Source organism: Mesorhizobium sp. M1322, assembly GCF_040318085.1.
Classification (GTDB): domain Bacteria; phylum Pseudomonadota; class Alphaproteobacteria; order Rhizobiales; family Rhizobiaceae; genus Mesorhizobium.
In genome coordinates this window covers 1-15,248 of record NZ_JAMYLP010000112.1, presented here as the reverse complement: position 1 = coordinate 15,248, position 15,248 = coordinate 1, and the positions used below count along the sequence as shown (strand labels likewise).

Annotated in this window: 15 protein-coding genes; 8 read left to right on the top strand and 7 right to left on the bottom strand. The window is 63.7% G+C overall.

What is annotated here, in order from left to right:
- Positions 1-403: 403 nt before the first annotated feature.
- Together NKH12_RS27035 and NKH12_RS27030 are read right to left on the bottom strand one after the other, a co-directional pair.
- Positions 404-1,744: an ATP-binding response regulator gene (locus NKH12_RS27035; RefSeq protein ID WP_352955950.1), complete on the bottom strand. Its 1,341-nt coding sequence runs from the start codon at positions 1,742-1,744 to the stop codon at positions 404-406.
- Positions 1,745-1,752: 8 nt separating this feature from the next.
- The gene (locus tag NKH12_RS27030) at positions 1,753-2,832 is read right to left on the bottom strand and encodes an FIST N-terminal domain-containing protein (protein WP_352955949.1); all 1,080 of its coding nucleotides are present in this window, start codon (positions 2,830-2,832) and stop codon (positions 1,753-1,755) included.
- A 471-nt stretch (positions 2,833-3,303) separates the two neighbouring features.
- On the opposite strand from NKH12_RS27030, the gene NKH12_RS27025 reads away from it, so the two are divergent.
- The 3 genes from NKH12_RS27025 to NKH12_RS27015 all read left to right on the top strand — a co-directional run bounded on the left by NKH12_RS27025 (position 3,304) and on the right by NKH12_RS27015 (position 7,213).
- Positions 3,304-3,798, top strand: coding sequence for a (2Fe-2S)-binding protein (locus NKH12_RS27025; protein ID WP_352955948.1), 495 nt, complete (start codon positions 3,304-3,306; stop codon positions 3,796-3,798).
- A gap of 152 nt (positions 3,799-3,950) precedes the next feature.
- The gene (locus NKH12_RS27020; RefSeq protein WP_352955947.1) at positions 3,951-6,299 is read left to right on the top strand and encodes a xanthine dehydrogenase family protein molybdopterin-binding subunit; all 2,349 of its coding nucleotides are present in this window, start codon (positions 3,951-3,953) and stop codon (positions 6,297-6,299) included.
- Between the two features lie 116 nt (positions 6,300-6,415).
- Positions 6,416-7,213, top strand: a complete 798-nt coding sequence (locus tag NKH12_RS27015) for an FAD binding domain-containing protein (protein ID WP_352955946.1) — start codon at positions 6,416-6,418, stop codon at positions 7,211-7,213.
- Between the two features lie 158 nt (positions 7,214-7,371).
- Here NKH12_RS27015 and NKH12_RS27010 read toward each other — a convergent pair whose 3' ends face one another.
- The 3 genes from NKH12_RS27010 to NKH12_RS27000 form a co-directional block, all read right to left on the bottom strand.
- A complete protein-coding gene (locus NKH12_RS27010; protein WP_352955945.1) occupies positions 7,372-7,869 on the bottom strand; it encodes a GNAT family N-acetyltransferase in 498 nt (165 codons plus the stop codon).
- A gap of 19 nt (positions 7,870-7,888) precedes the next feature.
- The gene (locus tag NKH12_RS27005; protein WP_352955944.1) at positions 7,889-8,686 is read right to left on the bottom strand and encodes a copper homeostasis protein CutC; all 798 of its coding nucleotides are present in this window, start codon (positions 8,684-8,686) and stop codon (positions 7,889-7,891) included.
- A gap of 125 nt (positions 8,687-8,811) precedes the next feature.
- On the bottom strand, positions 8,812-9,720 hold the full coding sequence (locus NKH12_RS27000) for a LysR family transcriptional regulator (protein WP_352955943.1): 909 nt from the start codon (positions 9,718-9,720) through the stop codon (positions 8,812-8,814).
- A 125-nt stretch (positions 9,721-9,845) separates the two neighbouring features.
- On the opposite strand from NKH12_RS27000, the gene NKH12_RS26995 reads away from it, so the two are divergent.
- The 3 genes from NKH12_RS26995 to NKH12_RS26985 all read left to right on the top strand — a co-directional run bounded on the left by NKH12_RS26995 (position 9,846) and on the right by NKH12_RS26985 (position 11,944).
- A complete protein-coding gene (locus tag NKH12_RS26995; RefSeq protein WP_352955942.1) occupies positions 9,846-10,349 on the top strand; it encodes a nuclear transport factor 2 family protein in 504 nt (167 codons plus the stop codon).
- A 55-nt stretch (positions 10,350-10,404) separates the two neighbouring features.
- A complete protein-coding gene (locus NKH12_RS26990; RefSeq protein WP_352955941.1) occupies positions 10,405-11,385 on the top strand; it encodes an alpha/beta hydrolase in 981 nt (326 codons plus the stop codon).
- Positions 11,386-11,560: 175 nt separating this feature from the next.
- Positions 11,561-11,944, top strand: a complete 384-nt coding sequence (locus NKH12_RS26985) for a nuclear transport factor 2 family protein (RefSeq protein ID WP_352955939.1) — start codon at positions 11,561-11,563, stop codon at positions 11,942-11,944.
- A gap of 31 nt (positions 11,945-11,975) precedes the next feature.
- Here NKH12_RS26985 and NKH12_RS26980 read toward each other — a convergent pair whose 3' ends face one another.
- A complete protein-coding gene (locus NKH12_RS26980; protein WP_352955951.1) occupies positions 11,976-12,410 on the bottom strand; it encodes a cupin domain-containing protein in 435 nt (144 codons plus the stop codon).
- A gap of 69 nt (positions 12,411-12,479) precedes the next feature.
- Positions 12,480-13,331 (bottom strand): AraC family transcriptional regulator, encoded by an 852-nt coding sequence (locus tag NKH12_RS26975; protein WP_352955938.1) that lies wholly within the window; start codon positions 13,329-13,331, stop codon positions 12,480-12,482.
- Between the two features lie 71 nt (positions 13,332-13,402).
- Between NKH12_RS26975 and NKH12_RS26970 the strand changes: the two genes are divergently transcribed.
- Both NKH12_RS26970 and NKH12_RS26965 read left to right on the top strand, forming a co-directional pair.
- The gene (locus NKH12_RS26970) at positions 13,403-14,575 is read left to right on the top strand and encodes a M20 aminoacylase family protein (RefSeq protein WP_352955937.1); all 1,173 of its coding nucleotides are present in this window, start codon (positions 13,403-13,405) and stop codon (positions 14,573-14,575) included.
- A gap of 112 nt (positions 14,576-14,687) precedes the next feature.
- Positions 14,688-14,924, top strand: a complete 237-nt coding sequence (locus NKH12_RS26965; RefSeq protein WP_352955936.1) for a hypothetical protein — start codon at positions 14,688-14,690, stop codon at positions 14,922-14,924.
- Positions 14,925-15,248: the final 324 nt, after the last annotated feature.

Genomic DNA, 15,248 nt, shown 5'->3' with positions numbered 1-15,248 from the left:
TTGGGCATCGCAAATCACCTCCTACAGGAAGTGAATCACGAACGTCGCCTCACTGGAATCCCCTCTCGATTCAACCTGAGCGTCCGACGCTCTAGGTCTCCCGAACTTCGTCATCCCAGGGCGAAGCAGGAGCGAAGCTCCGTCGCGAAGACCCTGGGATCCATGCCGTAACCTTGGCCGAAGGGTGCCGCGGAGCAGAATTCTGCACTGCAGCGGTGCTCTCAAGTCGCGGCATGGATCCTGGGGTCTGCGCCGCGTCGCTTCGCTCCTTGCTACGCCCCAGGATGACGAAGCGATAGGCGTTTCAGCCAATCTCAAGATTTGCGATCTGCCTATGTAAGAATTACGGTGACAGTGCGCCATTTGCTGGTCGCTCGCGGTCTTCTGCTCGTGTCTTTGGGGATCAAGCCAGCAAATGCGCCAGCAGCGCGCGCAGTTGTGCCGGTTTCAGCGGCTTGCGCATCAGCTCGATGCCGGCGGCGCGGGCGGCCTTGGCGACGGTCTCCGAACCGTCGGCGGTGACGATCAGCGCCGGCACGGCGCGGCTGAGATAATCGCGGACCTCGGCAATCGTCGTGGTGCCGAGATCGCCGCCGTCGAGATGCTGGTCGGCGATGACGATGTCCGGTACCCAGTCGGTATCGCCGAGCATCTCGAGCGCAGCATCGGTCGAGGTGGCGGGGCGCACCAGGCACTGCCAGCGCTCGAGCAAGGACGTCATCGCCTGCAGCACCTCGACGTCGTTCTCGACCAACAGCACTTTTGTGCCGAACAGACCGTAGCCGCGCGGCCGCTCCATGTCGGCGCTGCTGGCAATGGCATCGACACTGGCGCCGATCCCGACTGGAACGTCGATGTGGAAAATCGTGCCGTGCCCGACTTTCGACGAGAACGTCACGGGATGGCCGAGTGCGGCGGCGATGCGGCGCACGATGGCCAGGCCCAGTCCCAGCCCGGCGCCGGCAAGCCCGGCATCGGTCGGGATCGTGCCGCGGTGGAATTCCTCGAACACCGCCTCGCGCTGGTCGTCAGGGATGCCGCAGCCGGTATCGGCGACATCGATGCGGATCGTGTCGCCGCGATGCCTGGTGCCGACCAGCACGCCGCCGGAGCGGGTGTAGCGCAGCGCGTTGGAAAGGAGGTTCTGCAGGATGCGGCGCAGCAAGGTGCGATCCGAACGCACGACGGCGTTGACCGGCCGGAATTTTAGCGTCAAGCTCTTCAACTCGGCGACCGGCAGGAAATCCGAGCGCAGCGACGAAAACAGCACCTCCAGGCTGACGTCGCCGATATCGGGCTGCACGACGCCGGCGTCGAGCTTGGAGATGTCGAGCAGGGTGCGCAGCAGATCCTCCATCGTCTCCAGCGACCGCTCGACCTGCCGGACCAGTTTTTTGCCTTCGTCGCTGGTCTGCACTTCGGCCAGCGCCGAGACCGAGAGATGCGCGGCGTTCAGAGGTTGCAACACATCGTGGCTGGCGGCTGCCAGGAACCTGGTCTTGGACAGGTTCGCCAGTTCCGCGTTTTCCTTGGCCGCGCTCAAATCGATGTTGGATTGTTCCAATCTACGCAGTGTTGAGTGCAGTTCCTCGGTGCGCGTACGCACTCGATTCTCGAGCGAAATCGCGGTCTGGAACAGCGAGAACGCGTTGCCTTGCTGGTCCATCGAGCGCTCGACGCGGCTGACAAGGGCTGCGTTGATCTTCTTCAGCTTCTCCAGGTCGTTGATGTCCCTGAGCGGCATGAAACCTCCTACTCCGCCGCCTGCCGCTCTCCGAAGGCGATGCCGGTGAACGTCTGGTTCAGATGCATCGACCGGTACTGCTCGCCATAGGTGCCGAAGCCGATGACGTTGTTGACCTTGTAGAGTTCCGAAATCTCGCGAAAAACCTGGCGGTTGCGCGCATCGAGCCTGCGCAGCACGCAGTCAAAGGCGAGGATCATGTCGATGCCGCCAAGCCTTTCCTCGACATCCCTGAAGGCGGCACGCGTCGATTCAACCATGTTCTTGGGTCGGGCGATGGAAAGGACGACGCCATCGTCGATGGCGCAGAAGAACGACAGCGAGCCGTCCGCGTGCATCTTCTGGATCGAGCGGCAGTAAAATTCGCCGCCGACCTTCACCACCACCGGGTGCGAAGCGAAACTCAGCGGCGTCAGCATCTGCGGGATGACGCCGACCGAGGCGGCATATTCCTCGGCGGCATTGGTGGCGTTGAATTCGCGCACGGTGCGGTGATCGGGATCGGACGCGGTCACCACCAGCTTCTCGTCGGTGGGGACGAAATTGTCGGTCTTGAACACGTGGAAAGGAATTTCCGTGGTGATCAGCACGATGATGGCGCAGTCGCAGGCAACCTTGCCGTTCGAGATCAGCCGCGTCGTCTCGAACTTCAAATCATCGCCGGCCGACCCGCCGATCAGCGGAATATCGTCGAGCCCCCAATGGATGGCGGAGGTGACCGCTTCCTCGGCATAGGACAGCCCGTCGATGAGGCAGAGCGCGAAAGTGGTGTCGGCTCGCTCGTGCCCGACGCGCCCGCGTAACGAACGCCTCAGCGCCTCGACTTCGCCGGTGATCCCGTCCATGCCCGATGAGGACAGATTTTCGACCATGGTGCTGGCTGCCGAAAACGATGCGGAGGGAAGCAGCATGGCCATGACCTGGCCGTCCTCCAGGCCCTTGGGCGTAATCTCGCCGGCCGTCGAGCAGCCGGCATAGCGGAGCGCCGGCGCGTGGTTGTTGAGCGCTTCCGAAAGGGCGACTGCCTCAAGCAGGCTTTGCGAGAAAAACAGCAGGGCAAACCCAGCGTCGATGGCCGTGGCTTCCACTTCCACCGCCCGGGCGAACGCATCCGCGTCGGGTTCATCGGTGGTGAGAACCGATAGGCCGCATGCATAGCGCGTCCGTGAACTGGCCAGCGGCTTCCTCCTCCATTTCCTCCGACGCTCTTTTTGTGCGCGGCTCTTTTTTGTGCTCCTGGCGCGCCGGCGTCGACGTCATTGTTGTCTTCAAGTGCTACTTTGGCAATGAGCCAACATGACGGAATTGAATTTTCTGCTGTTTTTGACAGGCCGCAGGCGGCATCGCCAGGCGACCCATGGTTTCGCTTCGCTCCGCCGTTTGCCTGTCTTTGCGTGACCGAAAGTACAATAGGCGGATTTTCGGCCGAACTGCATTCTCGCGATCTCGGCATCCGCGGCACTATTTCCCGTGCTTTATGCGGTATAAGAATAGCGGACAGATGGAGGGCTCGGGCACCACCGACGCCAAACGACCAAGGTAGCACCCAGGGAGGTTTCATGTCGGAGATATCGTTGACGGTGAACGGAAAGCGGGTCAGCGGCACTGCCGAAGACCGTACGCTTCTGGTTCATTTCTTGAGGGAGAATCTCGGCCTGACCGGGACGCATGTCGGCTGCGACACCTCGCAATGCGGCGCCTGTGTGATCCATGTCGACGGCAAAGCGGTAAAATCCTGCACCATGCTTGCGGTGCAAGCCTCCGGGTCAAGCGTCGTGACGATCGAAGGCCTGGCTGACGGCGCCGACCTGCATCCGATGCAGGCGGCGTTCAAGGAGTATCACGGGCTGCAATGCGGTTTCTGCACGCCGGGCATGATCATGGCGGCGACCGATATGGTCAACCGCCATCCCGAAGGCCTCGACGAGGCCACGGTGCGGGCCGAGCTCGAAGGCAATATCTGCCGCTGCACCGGCTACCACAACATCGTCAAGGCGATCCTCGCCGCATCGGAGACGATGTCTTCGAAGGGCAAGGCCAGGCAAGCGGCATGAGGGAAGAGCGAATAGGGAGTGGCGAATAGCGAATAGGGTAGAAAACCCGGCTCGCGTTTGCAGAGGCAGCCGGCGAGTTTGCAACCCCCTCTCTTTCCTATTCGCTAGTCACTATTCGCAATTCGCTTCAAAATTCGGGAGGAATTTCTGCAATGGGCATTGAAGGTGTTGGCGCTCGTGTAGCGCGCAAGGAAGACAAGCGGTTCATTACCGGCGCCGGGCGCTATGTCGACGACATGGTGGTTCCCGGCATGAAGCATGCGGCCTTCGTGCGAAGCCCGCATGCGCATGCGCAGATCAAGAACATCGACGTTGCGAAGGCGCAGGCCATGCCGGGCGTCATTGGCGTGCTGACCGGCAAGGAGCTCAAGGCCGACGGCATCGGCAACATCATCTGCGGCTGGATGATCCATTCCAAGGACGGCTCGCCGATGAAGATGGGCGCGTGGTCGCCGCTGGCCTTCGACAGGGTCCGCTATGTCGGCGACGCGGTGGTCGTCGTGGTTGCCGAGACCAAGGGGCAGGCGCGCGACGCGGCCGAAGCGGTCGACATCACGTACGAGGAACTGAAGGCCGTCGTCGACGCCCCGAAGGCGCTCGAAAGGAGTGCGCCACAGATCCATCCGGAAGCCGACGGCAATCTGATTTTCGACTGGGAGCTCGGCGACAGCGCGGCGACCAACGCGGCAATCAAGGCGGCTGCCCACATCACCCGCATGAAGATCGTCAACAACCGGCTGGTGCCCAACGCAATGGAGCCGCGCGCAGCACTTGGCCACTACGACAAGGCCGAGGACCACTATACCTGCTGGACGACTTCGCAGAATCCGCATCTCGCGCGCCTGGTGATGAGCGCCTTCTACAATGTCGCGCCGGAAAACAAGCTGCGCGTCATCGCGCCGGATGTCGGCGGCGGGTTCGGTTCGAAGATTTACATCTATCCGGAAGAAATCGTCTGCCTGTGGGCCTCGAAGAAGACCGGCGTGCCGGTCAAATGGGTGGCCGACCGCACCGAGAGCTTTCTCACCGACGCCCATGGCCGCGACCATGTCTCGACGGTCGAAATGGCCTTCGACAAGGACAACAGGATCACCGGGCTGAAGGTCGACACGACAGCCAATCTCGGCGCCTACATGTCGCTGTTCTCGTCCTGCGTGCCGACCTATCTCTACGCGACGCTGTTGTCGGGCCAGTACGACATTCCGGCGATCCACGCCAATGTGCGCGCCGTCTACACCAACACCGCGCCGGTCGACGCCTATCGCGGAGCAGGGCGGCCGGAGGCCACCTATCTGCTCGAACGCACCATCGAGACCGCCGCACGCGAACTGGGCGTGTCGCCGGCGGAACTTCGCCGAAAGAACTTCATCACGGCGTTTCCGCACCAGACACCGGTGATCATGAACTATGACGCCGGCGATTATGCCGCTTCGCTGGACGCGGCGATGGCGGCTGCCGACTATGCCGGTTTTGCCCAGCGCAAGGCCGACGCCGCCATCAGAGGCAAGCTGCGCGGCATCGGCATGAGTTGCTATATCGAGGCCTGCGGACTGGCGCCGTCGGCGGCGGTCGGCAGTCTTGGAGCCGGTGTCGGCCTTTGGGAAAGTGCCGAGGTGCGCGTCAACGCCGCCGGAACCATCGAGGTGCTGACCGGCTCGCACAGCCACGGCCAGGGCCATGAGACGACCTTCGCGCAACTGGTCAACCAGCGCTTCGGCGTGCCGATCGACAGTGTCTCGATCGTCCATGGCGATACCGACAAGGTGCAGATGGGCATGGGCACCTACGGCTCGCGCTCGGGCGCCGTCGGCATGTCGGCTGTCGCCAAGGCGCTCGACAAGGTCGAGGCCAAGGCCAAGAAGATCGCCGCCCATCTGCTCGAGGCCGACGAGGGCGACATCGTCATCGAAAACGGCGCCTTGAAGGTCGCCGGCACCGACAAACAAGTGCCGTGGTTCCAGATGGCGCTTGCTGCCTATACCGCGCACAACCTGCCAAGCGGTATGGAACCGGGGCTGAAGGAGACCTCGTTCTACGATCCGTCGAACTTCACCTTCCCGGCGGGATGCTATGTCTGCGAGGTCGAGATCGATCCCGAGACCGGCGTGACCGAGGTCGTCCAGTTCGTCGCGGCCGACGATTTCGGCAACATCATCAACCCGATGATCGTCGAAGGCCAGGTGCATGGCGGCATCGCGCAGGGCATCGGCCAGGCCTTGCTGGAGGGCACCCGCTACGACGCCAGCGGCCAGCTTTTGACGGCGAGCTACATGGACTACACCATGCCGCGAGCCGACGACCTGCCGTCGTTCAAGGTCTCGACCTCGAACACGCCGTGCCCGGGCAATCCGCTCGGCATCAAGGGCTGCGGCGAGGCCGGCGCCATCGGCTCACCGCCGGCAGTGATCAACGCCATCACCGACGCCATCGGCATCACCGATATCGCCATGCCGGCATCGCCGTCCACGGTCTGGGCAGCGATCCGGGCGACGAAACACTGATAAGCAAATAGCGAATAGGGAGTAGCGAATAGGAACAAAGAGCGTGCGAAGGGATAGGCCCTGTTCGCTACTCACTACTCCCTATTCGCTCCTTTCCCCCGAAGGGAGAAAGACAAATGTACTCAGTCAACTATCACCGCGCCGCCTCGCTCGCCGATGCCGTCAAGCTGCTCGAGAGCGGCGATGCGAAGCTGCTGTCGGGCGGCATGACGCTGATCCCTGCGATGAAGACCCGGCTCGCCGCACCGTCCGATCTCGTTGACCTTTCGCATATCGAGGAATTGAAAGGCATCGAGGTGTCGGGCAGCACCATCACCATCCGCGCCGGCACCACGCATTACGACGTCGCCCGCGACGAGAGGCTGAAGACGGCCTGTCCGGCTTTGGCCCACATGGCTTCTCTGATCGGTGATCCGGCGGTACGCTACAAGGGCACGATCGGCGGCTCGATCGCCAATAATGACCCGGCGGCCGATTATCCGGCAGCACTTCTTGCGCTTGACGCCATTATCGTCACCAACAGGCGCGAGATCGCCGCCGACGCATTCTTCACCGGCCTGTTCGAGACGGCACTGGAGGACGGCGAGATCGTCACCGCGGTGACCTTCACCGCGCCGGCCAAGGCGGCCTATGAAAAATTCCGCAATCCGGCTTCGCGCTATGCGATCGTCGGTGTGTTCGTGGCCGAGGGCGCGGACGGAGTCCGCGTCGCCGTCACCGGGGCCGGCGATAACGGCGTCTTTCGTTCGAAGGAAATCGAGGCGGCACTTGCCACGAATTTCGACGCCGCTGCCCTCAACGGAGTGAAAGTGCCGGCGGATGATTTGATGACTGACATCCATGCCTCGGCCGATTATCGCGCCAATCTGATCGTGGTGATGGCCAAGCGCGCGGTGGCTGCAGCCAACGCCTGAAGGAGGGCAGTAGGGAATAGGGAATAGGAAAATTGGCTGGGTCGGCGAGCAGCGTAAAAATACTGCCCTACTGCCCTACTCCCACAACAAGGGGAGAAGGAAGAGACGCATGAGCCAAGCGGCTCGCCCAGCAAACCGCAACTGGTAGTGCTGTCGCCTCAGCCGGTGATCTGCCTGGTATAGTAGCGGACCGCCTTCTTGCCGCTGTGGATCACCGCGTCGCCGACCTCGACGAAGCCGAGCGCTGCGTGAAAGGCATCTGAAGCCGGATTGGGCGGCTCGGCATTCACCTCGCAGGTGACGATGGTCTGGCCGGCACGCCGTGCATGGTCGAAGAGATCCTCATAGAGCCGTCGAGCATGGCCGCGGCCCCGCGCTTCTCCCGCGACGAGGACGCGGTCGACATAGACGAAGCGCGGATAGCGCTCGCGGAACCACAGGAAGTTCGGGCTGTCGTAGCGGGCGTTCTGGTCGAAGGTCATGATGAAGGCCTCGAGCGCGCCGACGCGGCGCGCATAAAACGCTTCGCCGAGCAGGAAGGACAGGCGTTCTGGCTCAAGCCACGACAACTCGGCCGCGTGCTCGTTGTTGAGGACGAGGACGGCGGGCTCGTCCTGCGGCGAGACCCGGTCGATCGGCAAGCGTGCCTGCGTCACGTGTTTGCTTCCTTCGGGATCATGCTTTCGCCGCCGCAATCGTCGCCGCCACCAGCGACGCGTCGGTGACGGTGTTGCGGTACTCGCGGTCGAGGTCGGTGCCGCCCATGCCAACTTGGGAATTGCGGTAGCGCATCGCGCTCGGCACGTCCTTGAGTGCGGCGAAGTGCATTTCGGTCAGCCTGGTTCTTTCCCGCACTTCGGCGATATTCCTGGGGTCAAGCCCGCCGCAGCCAAGAATGATGATACGCTTTCCGGCCTCCCGGACCAGGTCCGCCAGCAGGGCCACGCCCTCCAATGCGGTGTCGCGCTGGCCGCTGGTCAGCACGCGGCCGACCTTGCTGCGGATCAGCGCTTCCAGCGCTTCGGCCGGATCGCGTGTCATGTCGAAGGCACGGTGGCAGGTGACGTTCAAAGGCCGTGCCGCCTGCACCAATTCGCTCATGCGCTTTTCGTCGATGCTACCGTCGGCATTCAGGCAGCCGACGACGACACCGGCCACGCCAAGCTCGCGTAGCGCGCGCACATCCGTGAGCATCGAGCTGTATTCGGCTTCACTGTAGAGAAAGTCGCCGCCGCGCGGCCGCACGATGACGTGGAATGGGATCGTCGCCAGTTCGAGGGCTGCGCGCACGGTGCCAAAACTCGGTGTGATGCCGCCCTCGACGAGGCTGGCGCAGAGCTCGACCCGGTCGGCGCCGGCGGCCTGGGCGGCGAGCAGGCCATCTATGCCTTCGACACAGATTTCGATCAGCGGCAGGCGAGGGCGTTCGGTGTCGGTCACAGGGCGATCCGTTGGCGAATTCGAGTTGGTCATGCCCTAGCATCGGGCTCCTTGTAGCGAAAGCCGGAACTATTGGCTCAGCCGGTGCTTGATCCTGAGAGGGACCAGTTCGCGAATATGGGCTGTTGCCTATCCAGTTGCGGCAGCGCGGCGGCGCGTCAAATCCGCAAATTGAGCGCGTTCGCGCGCACGAAATCGATGAAGGCCCGCAGCTTCGGCGGTACGAGGCGGCGGCTGGGATAATAGACGTGTAGCGGTTCGTAGGTGGGACAGAAAGGTTCCAGCACCTTGACCAGCGCGCCTGAGGCGAGAAGCGGCGCAGCGAGGCCTTCGACGGCGAATGCAAGGCCAAGCCCTTGCGCGGCGGCGGTAATGCAGAGCGGAAGCGTGTTCACGATCAGACGTGCGTCGGGCGTGAACTCGACCTGGCGTCTATCGACGACGAACTCCCAGGGCGAGATGGCGCGGGTGCGGGTGAAGGCGAAGGCGATGCAGCGGTGGGCGGCGAGGTCGGCGGGCCGCTTCGGCGTGCCGTTGCGCGCCAGATAGTCCGGGCTCCCCAACACGACCGTCTGCAGTGGCCCGCCCAGACGCGCGCCGATCATATCTTTCTCGAGAAGCTCGCCGATCCGCAGACCGGCATCGAAGCCCTGAGCGGCAATATCGACGAAATTGTCGTCGAAGATCAGGCTAAGCCGCACTTCCGGGTAAGCGTCCATGAACGGCCCCATAAGCGGCTCGATCAGCAGCGGTGCGGCGATCCATGGCAGGCTCAGGCGCAACGTGCCGGCGGGGCGATCGCGGGTTTCGCGCAGCGCCGCGCCGGTTGCCCGGATCTCTTCGGCCGCCGGGCGCACGTGGTCGAGGTAGTGGGCGCCGGCTTCGGTCAAGCCAACGCTGCGGGTCGTGCGGTTGAGAAGCCGCACCCCCAGACGCTCCTCAAGCCCCTTCACCGCCTCGCTCAGGGAGGCCGGAGCGACGCCGAGTTCGGCGGCAGCGCGGGTGAAGCTCTTGGCCTCCGCGACCTTCACGAAGGCGACGATGCCGCTGAACTGGTCGAGGCGCATTGTGAGGATATTCCAAATAGCCTTGTCGAACTATACGGGTTTTTCCGGTGAGTAAAAAGCCTCATGTTGGTCCGACGAACGGGCCTCGCCGTTCCGGCGGCTCGAAAGGCAAGGAGACAGGACCGATGACCAGGCTCGCTTTGCTCGCCGCCGGCGTTCTCCTGGCGGTGTCCGCCGCCCCCGCGAACGGCGGTCCGCAGGAAGACCGCAACATCCAGCTGATCAAGGACTATTACGCTGCTTATGCGACCGGAAACCCGGAGGCGGTCCGGCCGTTCCTCGCGCCTGACATCGTCTGGCGCATTCCCGGCCATCATCCGCTCGCCGGCGACAAGCGCGGGCCGGAGGAAGTGGTCGCCTTCTTCCGCGGCCTGGCCGACGGCAAATTCATGGCTGAGCCGATCTTCTTCCAGGCGCAGGGCGACCTCGTGGTCGACATCCATCGGGGCTGGTCGAACGTCGGCTCAGGTCCCGAGATCGACCAGCTCTACGCCCTGATGTTTCGCATCAAGGACGGCAAGATCACCGAGGCACAGAATTTTTTGACCGACATGTACCAGTCGGACGCCTTCTACTGGGCGCACTACCCGCTGAAGCCACTGCCGGACCGACTGGCGGATGACCGCTAGAAGGCGGCTTTCACCAACCCGCCGTGCTCCCGCCCCGAGCCAAAGGAGACTTGCGATGTTGAAAATCCTGAAGCTAGCCGCGGCAACCGCCGTCGCGCTCGCCTCCAATGCGTTCGCCGCATCGCGCGTCGAGCGCGTTACTTTCGCCTCGCACGGGGAGCAGATCGCCGGCGACCTCTACTTGCCCGAGGATCTGGACCCGGCGAAACCTCGGTCCGCGCTGGTCGTGACCGGCGCCTGGATGACGGTGAAGGAACAGATGCCGGCCCGCTACGCCCGCGAAATGGCCGACCGCGGATTCGTCGCCTTGACCTTTGATTTTCGCGGCTGGGGCGAGAGCGGCGGCGCGCGGCGCCAATATGAAGACCCCGGCGCCAAGATCGCCGATATCGAAGCGGCGGTCGCGTATCTCGCGACCCGGCCCGAGATCAGCAAGGATCGCATCGGCGGGCTCGGCATTTGCGCCAGCTCCGGCTACATGGTCACTGCCGCCGCTAAAGATGCCGCGATCAAATCGGTCGCCCTCGTTGCGCCGTGGCTGCATGATGCCGAAGTGGTCGAGCAGACCTATGGTGGCAAGGATGGCGTCGCTAGACTTGAAGCCGCGGGCGATGGGGCCGAGGCTGCGTATCGCAGCACCGGCAAGCAGACGTTCCTGCCCGCCGCCAGCCTGACCGATGACCGCGCGGTCATGTTCAAGGTGCCTTACTACACCGAGTCCGATCGCGGGATGATCCCGGCCTGGCGCAACGAGGCCGATCCGGCCTTCTGGCGCGGCTGGCTGACATTCGATGCAATCCAGGCTGCTCGGCGCCTGCATCAGCCCTTCCTGATGGTGCACAGCGAGGCGGCTGCCATCCCACAGGGTGCACGCAAATTTTACGCGCGACTGACCGGGCAGAAGCAGCAGCTGTGGCTCGACAAAGTCACCCAGTTCGACTTCTACGACCGTGCTGTGCCGGTGAAGGCCGCGAGCGACGCCGTTGCCGCGCATTTCCGCGCCACGCTGGGCGGTGTAGGGGAGGCGGGACAATGAGCCTCGTCACCCGCCGGTTTGTCGTCCTGGCCTCGGCAGTTTTCGCCGCGACGTTTGCCGCCACCTGTCCGCCGGCCGTGAGCACCACGCGATCCGCCGTCACGCTGACGGTCGAAGACAGGAGCGCCATCGCCGAGGCAGTGGCGGGAATCGGCCTCTATGCCGATTTGCGCGAATGGAACCGGGTCAGATCGTATTTCGCTCCCGCGTCACGACCGACTATACCACCCTTTTCGGCGGCGAAGCCGCAACCAGCGACCGCGACGCGCTGATTGCGCAGTGGCGAGGGCTCTTGCCGGGCTTCGACGCCACCCAGCACCTCATCACCAACATCATCGTCGAAGGCGCGGGCAACGATGCGATTGCGCGCAGCCATGTCCGCGCCACCCACTGGATCGACACCCGGTTCTGGACGGTCGGCGCCAGCTATCTGCACCGGCTGGCGCGGACACCCGAAGGCTGGCGCGTCAGCGCGATCTCGATCCATCGGTTGTACGAGGAGGGCGACCGCGCCGTGCTGGCCGCCGCCGCGGACCGGGTGAGCGCGGCGGCGAACTGAGCAGCCGGCTAGCAGCCACCACTGTTGCCAGCTACTGGCGCAACACCGTGTTCTTGGTGCCTTCTTCGACCTGGTCGATGACCAGCAGCTTGACCGGATCGGCGCCAACATTGGTAGCCTGATGCCACTGCCCGATCATCTCGATGATGAAATCGCCTGAGTTGTACGTGGTGCTCTTGCCGGTCTCGACATTGGTGACCTGAAGCGTTCCACCCTGGACATACGCATAGCGGGGAAACGGGTGCTTGTGGACTGGCAAGGTCGCGCCCGGCGCAATCTCAAAGGACGAAACCAGGACCTGCACGTTTTTCTGCGGCAGCGTGATCGGCTGGCCGGACGCCGTCTCGGTGCGCGAGGCAAGCGGGGTCACGACAACCGGGGTGCCGCTCGCGTCCAGCGCGTGCGCGGCAGTTGCGGACAGGGCTGCCGCGAGCAGCAGCGTTGTCGATGTCAGAATTTTTCGCATAATTCCCCCCAAGCCCAACTTCACCATCGCGCAGCAAATTTCCGCGCGCAAGCGTCCTTTTGAGAGCACTCAGCCGCCTCTCCTGAACATGCCAGGCGTCATGCCGCGCGTCGCCCGGAACGTGCGGGAAAGATGGCTCTGGTCGGCGAAACCTGCTGCGATGGCGGCATCGGCGAGGCCGAGCCCCTGTTCAATCAAGGTGCAGGCGCGACGCAATCTCCGGTCCCGGATATAGGCTGCGGGCGTCAGGCCAATCGCCTTCTTGAAATCCCGGATGACCTGGAACCGGGTGACGCGCGCGGCGTCGGCAAGCCGCTGCAGGTCGAGCTGCGAGCCAAGTTCGCTTTCGATAACGTCCTCGTAGAGCGAGAACCTCTGTCGCGATCCCGAGCTATCGATCTCTTCGGTTCGCCCGCTCCAATCGCCATGCCGAACGATGAGATGCCTCAAGGCGACAAGCAGCGACGCCTCGGCTTTCGTTGCGTCCTGGGACGTCGAGCCTTCATGCGCCGCCGCCAACGCCGCGGCGAGATCGCTGTCCTCGATGATCGCGTGCGAGAAGACCGGCGCGTCAGCCCCGCCCAACTCGCGGGCGAGCCCCGCCATCACCGGCACCGATGGATAAAACGTCCGGTAGGCCCAGCCTCCATCCGCACCTTGTTCGCCGTCATGCCACTCCTCGGGATTGACGACGGCAATGGTGCCTGCCGGAGCGAGAACGCCGTGGCGTCCGATGCGGATGCGTTCGCAGCCAGACGTAATCAGCGCGATCACATAGGTTGGATGGGTGTGCAGTTCGTAGCGGTGCTGCGTGAAGCGCGCCTTGAACAGGCCAAGGTCAGGGAAGCAGGGATGGCGCCAGTATTTGCTGGTCTCTGGCGCTTGCACGTTCTCGTCCCTGCTGCGGTCAATCTGGTTCAAGACGCCTCTTGCGCGACCTTCTAATCGTGATCCCGGATCAAACCGCCCTTTGCCGGCGTGGAAGGAGCATCATGCTGCATAATGACCCTATCGCCGCCTTGACGCCAGAGGTGATAGCCTGGCGCCACCATATCCATTCTAATCCCGAACTCGGATTCGATGCGAACGAAACGGCACGTTTCGTTTCCGAGAAACTGCGCGCCTTCGGCTTCGACGAGGTGCATGAGGGGATCGGCGACACCGGGATTGTCGGCGTCCTGCGCGGCGGCACGGGCACGCGCGCCATCGGTCTCCGCGCCGAGCTGGACGCGCTTCCGGTCGTTGAGAGGACCGGCTTGCCCTATGCCTCCAGGAATGAGGGCGTGATGCACGCCTGCGGCCATGACGGCCACACAGCCATGCTGCTCGGCGCCGCCAGGCTGCTCAGCCAATCCCGCGCCTTCGACGGCATCGTCTACTTCATCTTCCAGCCAGCCGAAGAAAATGAAGGCGGCAGCTTGCGCATGATCGAAGATGGCCTGTTTAGGCGTTTCCCAGTCGAGGCGATGTATGCCGTCCACAACTGGCCGGGCGTCAGACTGGGGACGATCGCCGCTCGCGTTGGAGCGCAGATGGCGGCTGTCGACAATTTCGAGCTGACCTTCGAGGGTCTTGGCGCACATGCCGCCATGCCGCAGCGCGGCGACGACCCAATCCTGGCCGCCGGCGCCTTTGTCCAGGCCGTCCAGCGCATTGTCAGCCGCTCGGTCGATCCGCAAAGCGCGCTGGTCGTCAGCCTCACCCAGATCCATGGCGGCAATGTCGGCAACATCGTGCCTGGCAAGGTCTGGCTGCAAGGCACCTGCCGGTTTTTCGAGCCCGGTCATTCCGATCATTGCGAGAAGCTGATCGGCGAGATCGCCCGGGGCATTGCCGCAGCCCATTCGCTTAAGGCCACGCTCGACTACAAGAAGGGCTATCCGCCGCTCATCAACACCGGATTTGCTACGGCCCGCGCCGTCGAAGCGGCCGCCGCCACCGTCGGGAGGGAGAACGTCACGACCGAGTTCAGCCCGAGCCTGGGCTGCGAGGATTTCGCCTTCATGATTCGCGAAGCAGGCGGCTGCTACGCATGGATCGGCGTCGGCGATGTCGGTCCCGGCGAGGGCCTGCACGGCGATCGCTACGTCTTCAATGACGAGATCGTGCCGACCGTGTTGCGCTACTACGTCAATCTGGTCGAGCAGACGCTTCCCGCCTCGTGAGCCGTCAGAGGGAAAACTGATGGCTCAGCGAGAAGTGCCGATCTGATGCGTTTCGTACCTGCGCGAACCAACCCGACGCATCTCACCCGACCGTGGCCACGAGTTGCGTTACGTGAACGGGATTCTCAAGCACTGCTTGCGCGGTATCGGCCTGGTTTTCATCGACATGCGCCATCACAAAAATGACGCCTTGTACAACGTCCGGCTCACCCGGCTTTTTGGCAAGATCGGCGGATGTCTGGAGAAGCCCACCAGCAAAGCCGCCGCAGGCGGCACCAACGAGGACCATGCCAGCCGCCGCTCCAACAGGATCAATGCCGGTGGCTCCAAAAGCACCCAGGCCGATTAACAGACCAGCTGCCGCGCCAAGCGCGGCACCGCCCGGACCGCGCAAGACAGCGCTGATTTCGTCGTCGTAAGGTCCGATGACGCTGATCTGTTCGTGAGAAACTCCTGCCGCCTGAAGCGCGGCTACGGCACGCGCTGCCTGGTCGCGGGAATCGAAAAGTCTGCTGATTGTTCGCATTTGGCACTGCCCATAGCACAGTCGCGCGCCGCCCGGTTCAACAGGGCGGGGGGGTGCACGCCCGCGCGGCGGGCCCTGGGATATGGTGTGGGGCGTTGGCAGGGGGGGGGCGGCCGCCCACAAGACGAGTGTGGAGCCGGCGGGGCG

Coding starts and splice junctions, on each gene's coding strand:
- NKH12_RS26970 (WP_352955937.1), top strand. CDS start 13,403: ATGCTGCATAATGACCCTATCGCCGCCTTGACGCCAGAGGTGATAGCC.
- NKH12_RS26990 (WP_352955941.1), top strand. CDS start 10,405: ATGTTGAAAATCCTGAAGCTAGCCGCGGCAACCGCCGTCGCGCTCGCC.
- NKH12_RS27035 (WP_352955950.1), bottom strand. CDS start 1,744: ATGCCGCTCAGGGACATCAACGACCTGGAGAAGCTGAAGAAGATCAAC.
- NKH12_RS27005 (WP_352955944.1), bottom strand. CDS start 8,686: ATGACCAACTCGAATTCGCCAACGGATCGCCCTGTGACCGACACCGAA.
- NKH12_RS27015 (WP_352955946.1), top strand. CDS start 6,416: ATGTACTCAGTCAACTATCACCGCGCCGCCTCGCTCGCCGATGCCGTC.
- NKH12_RS27020 (WP_352955947.1), top strand. CDS start 3,951: ATGGGCATTGAAGGTGTTGGCGCTCGTGTAGCGCGCAAGGAAGACAAG.
- NKH12_RS27025 (WP_352955948.1), top strand. CDS start 3,304: ATGTCGGAGATATCGTTGACGGTGAACGGAAAGCGGGTCAGCGGCACT.
- NKH12_RS26985 (WP_352955939.1), top strand. CDS start 11,561: ATGGAACCGGGTCAGATCGTATTTCGCTCCCGCGTCACGACCGACTAT.
- NKH12_RS26980 (WP_352955951.1), bottom strand. CDS start 12,410: ATGCGAAAAATTCTGACATCGACAACGCTGCTGCTCGCGGCAGCCCTG.
- NKH12_RS26995 (WP_352955942.1), top strand. CDS start 9,846: ATGACCAGGCTCGCTTTGCTCGCCGCCGGCGTTCTCCTGGCGGTGTCC.
- NKH12_RS27000 (WP_352955943.1), bottom strand. CDS start 9,720: ATGCGCCTCGACCAGTTCAGCGGCATCGTCGCCTTCGTGAAGGTCGCG.